This is a genomic window from Sphingobacterium sp. UBA1897, assembly GCF_002337775.1.
GTDB classification, from domain to species: domain Bacteria; phylum Bacteroidota; class Bacteroidia; order Sphingobacteriales; family Sphingobacteriaceae; genus Sphingobacterium; species Sphingobacterium siyangense.
The window spans coordinates 248,911-257,678 of sequence record NZ_DDGR01000023.1 but is presented as its reverse complement, the minus strand read 5'-3'; the positions used below and the strand labels follow the sequence as shown (position 1 = coordinate 257,678).

General features: G+C 38.3%; 10 protein-coding genes. 3 read left to right on the top strand and 7 right to left on the bottom strand.

The window, feature by feature from the left end:
- Window positions 1–120 precede the first annotated feature (120 nt).
- Complete coding sequence (locus B4N43_RS14435) at window positions 121–1,929, top strand: glycoside hydrolase family 2 protein (RefSeq protein WP_286735408.1); 1,809 nt, start codon at window positions 121–123, stop codon at window positions 1,927–1,929.
- A 110-nt stretch (window positions 1,930–2,039) separates the two neighbouring features.
- On the top strand, window positions 2,040–2,222 hold the full coding sequence (locus tag B4N43_RS14430) for a DUF6496 domain-containing protein (RefSeq protein ID WP_145330741.1): 183 nt from the start codon (window positions 2,040–2,042) through the stop codon (window positions 2,220–2,222).
- A gap of 51 nt (window positions 2,223–2,273) precedes the next feature.
- Here B4N43_RS14430 and B4N43_RS14425 read toward each other — a convergent pair whose 3' ends face one another.
- From B4N43_RS14425 to B4N43_RS14395, 7 genes are all read right to left on the bottom strand, one after another.
- Complete coding sequence (locus B4N43_RS14425; RefSeq protein WP_139145018.1) at window positions 2,274–2,681, bottom strand: hypothetical protein; 408 nt, start codon at window positions 2,679–2,681, stop codon at window positions 2,274–2,276.
- A 166-nt stretch (window positions 2,682–2,847) separates the two neighbouring features.
- On the bottom strand, window positions 2,848–3,462 hold the full coding sequence (locus B4N43_RS14420) for a DUF417 family protein (RefSeq protein ID WP_286735407.1): 615 nt from the start codon (window positions 3,460–3,462) through the stop codon (window positions 2,848–2,850).
- A 67-nt stretch (window positions 3,463–3,529) separates the two neighbouring features.
- Window positions 3,530–4,369: a helix-turn-helix domain-containing protein gene (locus B4N43_RS14415; RefSeq protein WP_145330745.1), complete on the bottom strand. Its 840-nt coding sequence runs from the start codon at window positions 4,367–4,369 to the stop codon at window positions 3,530–3,532.
- Window positions 4,370–4,401: 32 nt separating this feature from the next.
- Entirely contained in the window at window positions 4,402–5,136 is a 735-nt protein-coding gene (locus B4N43_RS14410) for a YoaK family protein (protein WP_286735406.1), read from the bottom strand.
- A gap of 49 nt (window positions 5,137–5,185) precedes the next feature.
- Window positions 5,186–5,998, bottom strand: coding sequence for a glycoside hydrolase family 16 protein (locus tag B4N43_RS14405; protein WP_286735405.1), 813 nt, complete (start codon window positions 5,996–5,998; stop codon window positions 5,186–5,188).
- Between the two features lie 197 nt (window positions 5,999–6,195).
- Entirely contained in the window at window positions 6,196–7,047 is an 852-nt protein-coding gene (locus B4N43_RS14400; RefSeq protein WP_286735404.1) for a universal stress protein, read from the bottom strand.
- A 226-nt stretch (window positions 7,048–7,273) separates the two neighbouring features.
- The gene (locus tag B4N43_RS14395; RefSeq protein WP_286735403.1) at window positions 7,274–8,299 is read right to left on the bottom strand and encodes an NAD(P)-dependent alcohol dehydrogenase; all 1,026 of its coding nucleotides are present in this window, start codon (window positions 8,297–8,299) and stop codon (window positions 7,274–7,276) included.
- Between the two features lie 219 nt (window positions 8,300–8,518).
- On the opposite strand from B4N43_RS14395, the gene B4N43_RS14390 reads away from it, so the two are divergent.
- Entirely contained in the window at window positions 8,519–8,743 is a 225-nt protein-coding gene (locus B4N43_RS14390; RefSeq protein WP_286735402.1) for a YdeI/OmpD-associated family protein, read from the top strand.
- Window positions 8,744–8,768 lie beyond the last annotated feature (25 nt).

The window sequence follows — 8,768 nt, the reverse complement described above, 5'->3', positions numbered from 1 at the left end:
ACCAACCAACCAACCAACCAAGCCCAATATCGAAAGCCCCAGTAGTAACATTTCGTTTATAATTCACTAAATCTTTTTAGTATACTTATATTCATATTCTGAAAAACCAAGAAGTATACCATGATAAAAACCAAAACCTCAATTTTTGTGCTGGCACTATCGCTCTTCGGTTGGCTTAATGCTTTGGCACAACAGCCACAGCTTTCAACCCCATGGACAGCAATAGCCAAGCAAACAGAAATCCCACTTTCCGAATATCCACGTCCCCAAATGGAAAGGAATGAATGGCTATGTCTCAACGGTAAATGGGATTATATAGGTGGAAAGGATGCTCCGAATGCACTAAATCCTGCTGTCCCCATTTCCTTTGACCACAACCGAGAAAGCATTCTTGTCCCCTATTGTCCAGAGTCCTATTTATCCGGAATACAACGCAAACAAGAAATTAATCTGTGGTATCGTAAAAATTTCGAGCTACCTAATCATTGGAAAGGGAAAGATATTATACTCCATTTTGGTGCAGTGGATCACGACGCGACCATATTTGTAAATGGGAAAAAAGCTGGTACTCATTCAGGTGGCTACGACTCCTTCTGGATCAACATCACTGAGTTTTTAAAGGCCGGTCCAAATAACATTGTCGTTGCAGCGCATGACAAGAACGAAGGTAAGTATCCTTCGGGTAAAAATGGACCTCGAGGCGACTATACATTTTCTTCTGGCATATGGCAAACTGTGTGGATGGAACCAGTAAGCAAAAACCATATACAGGGCATCAAATTGTTACCTCAAGTAGCAGAAAAACAACTAAAAATACAGGTCACTAGCACAGCGAAGGCAAAAGTTACGGCCATCGTTTCTTCAGAAGGAAAAGAAATTTCAAAAACGGTAATTCAGTCGGGCATGGAATTTAATATCCCGGTAGAAAATCCAAAACTTTGGTCTCCTGACTCCCCCTTTTTATACGATTTAAAATTAAGTATACATGGGAAGAATGGAGAAATCATCGACGAGGTTAAGAGTTATTTTGGTATGCGTGATATTAAACTTGGTAAGGTAAACGGAATTGTAAGGCCGCTATTGAATGATAAATTTGTGATGCAGCTCGGTCTTCTGGATCAGGGGTACTGGCCCGATGGTATTCTAACAGCACCTACGGAAGAAGCTCTCAAATATGACATCGAGTTTACCAAAAAAGCTGGCTATAACCTTATTCGTAAGCATATGAAAACCGAACCCCAACGGTTCTATTATTGGGCAGATAAAATGGGACTGCTCGTGTGGCAAGATATGCCCTGCCTTTGGTATCCCGATGAAGACACTACGATTTATCGAAAAGCATTTCGTGATGAATACAAGGCCATCATTGACGACCACTACAACTCCCCATCCATTATCGCCTGGGTTCCTTTTAACGAAAACTGGGGCGCTTTCGATGTACGCAATATTACCGACTGGACCAAACAATATGACCCTTCACGTTTAGTGAACGGTAATTCGGGATTTAACAACAATCCATCTTACCAAAAAGCTTATGGTGATCCCGGAAATGGAGATTTTGTTGACACCCATATCTATGTTGGCCCCAAGGGTGCCTCAGAACCTGATTCGAAACGGGCAGCTTCCCTTGGAGAGTTTGGTGGCGTAGGCTTATTTGTCCGCGGTCACATGTGGCCTGTCGAAAACAATGCCTATGCCTACGAACCCACTATAGAGGCACTCACAGACCGTTATATATTCCTAATGGATAATGTCGAACAATTGCTCCGATACAAAGGACTGAGTGTTGCTATTTATACGCAAACTACCGATGTGGAACATGAAGTCAATGGTCTATTGACTTACGACCGTAAAATACAAAAAATGGTTCTTGAAAGAATAAAAGCCGTCAACCAAGCCGTGATTAAAGCTGGAAATGAATTGAATTAGCGAATACAGATGTTCGCTATTTCGCTCTCAAAGAATTTTCAAACGATTCAACTGAAACAGCTGTTCTTTTTGCAGAAGTGTTTAATAACAGATCAAGGTGTAACACTATTATGGCAAAATATTCAGAAAAAGCATCTGAGAAAGTTGAAAAGACGATGCACGAAATGAAAGCGGGAAAATTAAAATCTGGTAGCGGAAAAAAGGTAACATCACGAAAACAGGCGATTGCCATCGGCCTCTCCGAAGCCAAAAAGGAAGGTGCCAAAGTACCCAAAAAAAATCCTAGCAAGTAAACTTGCTAGGATTTTCTCTTTAGCCCAAATTATGCTTTTTCATGCGGCAATCTACAGTAGAGATTTTTTCTTGTCTGTACCATCATAAGGATCTGACAAAACATTTTGACTATCCTCGACATCTATAAAATTTTGATTTACATCGACGGGTGTATAAATATGAACACTGCTTCCATTTCTTTTTTTGAGATAATATTGAATCTTTGTTGTATCAATATTGGTCACATCTGAAGCTGTCCATATCATTTTATGACCTGCACCATCAATCGTTATTACTGTATCATTGCCACGAGCGATGATACGCTGCAGTCCCAATTCTCCTTTTCGATCACCTTCTCTTGTCAACAAATGTGTGTTTCCATCTTTATCAATCATCCTGATCTGTTGATTATTGTTGCATCCAACTAAAAGGATGAAACTAAACAGAAGAAATGGAAGGGTCGTTCGTATTATTTTCATATCGTTCGTGGTATAACTCAATATAGTTTAACGACGAGACACAAAGATGCTGCCAAAATACAGCTGGCATCAAAGATACCTTCCAAAAGTTGGTGGATTTACCCTGAGTAGTTATCGCCTCCAGCAAACAACCTTCTGCTAATTCACATACAAAAACTACCTGTCTCTATTTTATATTCGTTTTTTTTATCAGACGGCTGGCACTTTCTGATGCAATGATCAATGCTGCTGCAAGCATAATTACATCTTTCAGTACTAATCTACCGGCCGCAGATAAATAAGGAAAACCATAATTAGGTGACGGGAAATCCCCATCTAGCTTCGGCACAAACACTTCTGGTGTTGTTATCAAGAAAGAAAGCGTAACCAATGACATAAGCACTGTAAACAATGCTCCAAAAACTCCGATTTTAGGATACCAGATACCTAAAAATATCATCAGACCAATTGAAACAATTACAAAGCCAAGTATATAAGAGAAAATATAGGTTCCATTTTCTTGGTGCCATGCAATATTTTTCTTTACGACACGACCCTCCGGGTTTTTAAACAACTGGTATTCCGGTATTAGCTCTCCGTTTTTATCCAACACCCGTTTTTCCGTATTATGATAAAAAAAACACATTGCCGGACTATTAATAACAAAAGGAACTATACCATCAGCTTCATATTGAAATGCTTTTAATCCTCCAATCCATGCCATCACAATAAAAATTGAAATTCTAGCAAAGTTTGTAAAGATATATTGTGACTTTGCCAATAGCTTTATTATTTTCTCCATAACGTAGTTTGTTTAATACCATGCAAAACTAAACAATGGCTTAAATCCACAACATGGACAAATAGATCTATAACATAGACTTTTCGGCAACAATTGATAAACCCACCCGCTTCCGAAATACCTTAGGAGATACGCCTACCATCTTCTTAAAAAATCTACTGAAATAAAACTCATCTTTGTACTGCAAATTGGCTGCTATTTCTTTAATACTTTTGGCCGTCAAATGGAGCTGTCTTTTACTTTCCAATACGAGGCGTTCCTGGATCAACTTTGATGGGGATTTTCCCCATTTCAATTTTATTTTTTTCGTAAAAACGGCTGGACTTAAACCGTAGTTCGCTGCATAAAAGGTAACTTCTTTATGCGCTTTATAATTCTTTTCCAAAAACTGCTCAAAGTCATCAATAATATCTCTATGAGCCCAAGACGGTTTTTGTACGTCGTTAAAAAGTAGCTTTTGTCTACTCGCTAGCGCTAAAATCAGCTGTAAATAGGTTCTGCTCAATGACTGATCATAGGATTCCGACGACATTTTGAGCTGATCTATTTTTCCCATGATCGTTGATATCTCATGATAAATAGCTGCTGAGAGCAACACATGAGGTTGCTGGTAGATGTTGTTGAATAGAATTCCATTACAGGCAACTTCATCTTTATGATATTCTATACAATAAAAATCGCCGTGAAATTTTAGCACACTAAAAGTACTTTTCAGCACCACATCCATCGTAAACAACTGATAGGGAGACAAAAACAAAACACTTTTAGGATCCGCATGGTATGTCACCAAATCAACCGAAAAACTCGTCGCTTTCTCAAATAAAAGAATGCAGTACAATGGTTCACTAATGTTGAATCTACCGGCAGATAATACTAATTTTTCAAACAGGATATGGGAATAGTTCATGTTATTAAGCTAAAATATGAATTTAATCGAACCTATTCATCCGGTCTTAAGCTTCGCTTCAAATGATAAAACTTAAGTAGAATATGGTCATACCATAAGGCAAATAAAAGCATACTAGCCGGTAACAATAATGTTTTCAGTTTAAAATATTGAAACATAAAACCGCCTATAACTCCCCCAATAAAAAAGTCTCCAATAATCATCAACTTAAGAAAAATACTTTTGTGTAATTTCACTTTCTCAGCAATTTCTCTATAAAAAAGCAACTGTGAAATTTCAATACCAAGATCAGTAAACAATCCGGTCAAATGCGTCGTTCTGACAACTGATTGTGACACCTTCGTTACCAGGGCATTCTGAAGTCCCATAGCAAAAAGAAGGGCAAATGAAATTATTGCTGGAAACATTGGTTCTGCATTAACGAAAGCTGGAAACAATCCAACGTTAATTAAGATAATAGACTCGATACAAATTGGAATAATATAGGCGTTATGTGATTTCTTTTTTGAGGCTAATTCTACGATAAAACCTGAAACAGACGCTCCCATTAAAAAGAAAGCAATGTATAACAAATAAATCAAAGCCATCTTGTAATTCATTAAAATCAACTGTTCTGAAAAAAATGCGAAGTGACCTGTGACATTTGTTGTTAAAGTGCCAACGGCAAGAACACCTGTAATATTAACCAGGCCTGCAACACAAGACAAAATAGAGACTAACTTTAAATTATGAATATAATTCCTTCCTCTCCCTTGATGCCTAAACATTTGAATTAATCTTTATAAATTAGAGAAAATAGATGAAAACAAGATTCATTTAAGGTTTCAGTAAATCATATACCCTGACATAATCCACCTCCATCTCTGCAGGAAATGTGCTACTATCGACGCCTTGCATACCGCCCCAATCTCCACCAACGGCCAGATTCAATAGTAAATGAAATCTTTTATCAAATGGCCACACGCCATTGCCTTTTCCTTCATTTGGAAAACTGTAGATCTGTACATCATCCACGAAACCACGAATATACTCAGGGGTCCAGTCTATCCGATAATTATGAAACTCCGATGTTGCCTGATCAATTCGTTTCATCACTCCTTTTTGAGTTCCAATGGAATGATTATAGTCCTTTGTATGAACGGTAATATGTATTGCATTCTCGTCATAACCGACATGCTCCATGATATCTATTTCTCCCGAATGTGGCCATCCTCCATAAACCCAATCTGTCGGCAACATCCAAGCAGCTGCCCACGTACCTTTCCCTTTCGGCACCTTGGCTCGGACTACAAATCGACCATATAGAAAATCGCCCTTGTTCTTACTGACCAGCCTGGCAGAAGTATAGTTCAACCCCTCATATTGTTCTTTTATTGCAGTAATACGTAAAACACCATTTGCCACACTTGCATTTTTCCTGTTTGCATCTGTATAGTATTGAAGTTCATGATTTCCCCAACCATTATGCAAGGAGCCTACATCATATCCCCATTTTTTTGCGTCCGGAAGACCATTGTAATCAAACTCATCACTCCAACTGGGCATTTCAGCAAACTTATATTCTCCTACATGTGTACTATCGGGACTTGCAGAAAGTATTGCGATCAAAGGAAGTATCCAAAGGCTCATTATGTTTATATTTTATACAATTATTGATAAAGCTAATGAAAAATATGAATAGATTACCTCACATCGGAGACGCAATTTAAAGCTCAGCTAGTAATCATAAAATCGCGGCTACTAACTTTAGTTTAATCAATTTCCCTTTACTAAACCGTGTACGATCAACCAATGGAAAGTGATAAACAGGAGGAGATTACCCGCAATTAATATAAATTACGCTTAAAAAAAGTAGGTACCGTCAGGTTGCGATAAATTGCTTTCGTAAGATTTCGGGAAAATATACTTTTGAAAAAACTTTTAGGACTGTACGACACAAGTAAAAGATCAATAGCTTCGATTTCCACCATGTAGTCGATACAACGTGGTATAGGCATATTGTAATCTAAACGATTGACCGCATTTTTTTCCACATAATCAATTTTATTAAACGAAAATTGGGCGGATAGCTTTTGTTTCCAGTTTTCAATATCTTCTTGTTTTGGAGAGATATACTTTTGTGTTACGTGCAACAGGCTGAGATTAAATTTCTCCGGTACACGTAAGATGAAACTGTCGAGTAGATCATATTCGGACGCTTTAAAATTGCTCAGTAATCCGATATTTTGTAACCTAAATTTTTGGAAAGTGATGGGTACTGCCAAGACACCGACTGGACTCTTTTTTATCAAGGCGAAGGTATTGCTTCCCAAGACAGCTTTTTGTATCATACCTTTACCTTTAGCTCCCATGACGATAAAATGGTATTCCTTTTCTTGTAGTAAGTTTAGTACCGTTTTTTCCAAGTCGCCGGCCAAACTTACGGTTTTACAGCGGAGATCAGAAAATTCATCGTCGATACGTATCTGCCAGTCCTTGAGCATGCTTTCAGCCTCTTCCTTCTGAGGCTTCAAAAACATATTCTCCATTTTCGCATGGACACTGTCTTTTATTGGGATGGTATAAGTATGCAGAAGTTCTACTGTCCAATTAAATTTTTTAGCCAGATTCGCCGCATATTGAACAGCAGTCCATGAGTTTTCAGAAAAATCGGTGAGTACGAGAATTGTTTTGTCCATAAATATTTTGCAGATAAATCAGCGCGGATTATTAGTATTACAACAGTAAAGAAGACAGAAGGTTTTTAATAATCAATCAAAAGAGAAACTTAAAAAAAAGGTTTTCAAACGGGGAGAATGAAAACCTTAAATAACCAATTATAAACCTAAATTATGATACAACAAAGATAAGCATCAAAAAAATAAAATCCAAAATAAACTACCAAAAAGATAGACTTTTTTTTTACTAAGGAATCAGTACAGCCCTTCCTTTGATCTTACCGCTGCGCATTCGATCATAAACTTCGTTAGCCTGATCAAGCTTAAACTGCTCAATTTCAATATGAATCTTCCTTTGCCTAGCCAAACCTACAACTTCCATAAGCTCAACCCGAGAGCCCCAATATGGGTTTGTCATACTCACACCAAAAGGAAGCCCCGACATATTGTACTGGTAGTGTCCCCCGCCTAATCCAACAATTGTCAGGTCACCATCCAAACCAACAACCTTTGTTCCTAGATCTATAGTCGATGTTGCGCCAACAAAATCAATCACTACTTTAGCTTTTTTAATGCCAGTAATCTTATTTATTTGTTCGGCTGCATTTGCATCTTTCGAATTAACCACATAGGCTGCGCCGAGTTCTTTAGCAAAGGCTAGTTTTTCTTCGGTGACATCACAGGCGATAATTGAACTCGCGCTTACTTCATTTAGTATTTGTAAGGCAACATGGCCCAAACCTCCAACTCCGATCACAACCACATACTCATCTGCTGTCAATTTGCCTATCGAACGTTTTATCGCCGAATAAGGAGTAAGTGCCGCATCCGTTAATGGCGCAGCAATGACTGGATCTAAGTCATAAATTGGGACCAGTAAACGCGAAGAAGGGACAAGCATATATTCCGCCATCCCACCATCTAGGCCTAGCCCACCACCATAAGCCATTTCAGACTGGTGATCACAATAATTTTCCTTTGATTGCTGACAGGGTTTACAGTGCCCACAGCCCCAAGGGCCATAGACCAGTACCGCGTCTCCTTTTTTATAGTCTTTTACATCCGATCCAACTTCTTCAATCCAGCCCGCATTTTCGTGTCCCAAGGTAAATACCGTACCTACAACGGTCCCCTCATCTATAATGTGGAGATCAGAATGACAAACACCTGCACCACCAATTTTTAGTAATACTTCATCGCCCTTAGGAACGGGCTTCACAAGATCATTCACAACGCGGACATCTTTATGCCCAAAAAAACGTACTGCTTTCATATTGAAAATTTTTTGTTGACTAATAGAACTACAAATAAGAACGATATATGTTTCAACGCATATGAAGACAGCGGCAACATGTAAGTCTTATTCCAAGAAAAAGTATTGCAATCCCCTGATCGTATTACCTAACGGGCAAGTCAAAAGTATTCATGCAATAAAGGCCGGCAACTCGAAGATATTTATGTATTTTCATCGGGAATCAAAGGATAAAAATACATGCTAAAAAAAGGTGAACATATTGAAGGCGTTCCTATGGAACTCCAACAATTGTTGGATACGGACGAAAAAGCCAATGCTTTTTTTGAAACACTTTCCAAATCATACAAACAAGGCTATTGTGATTGGGTTGGATCAGCAAAACAGGAACAAACCCGAAAAACAAGAGCTGAAAAAGCAATACAAATGCTACGAAATAATCAGAAAACGTTAAAAACCGTTTAGAATAGCCCAATTGGATATTAAGGTG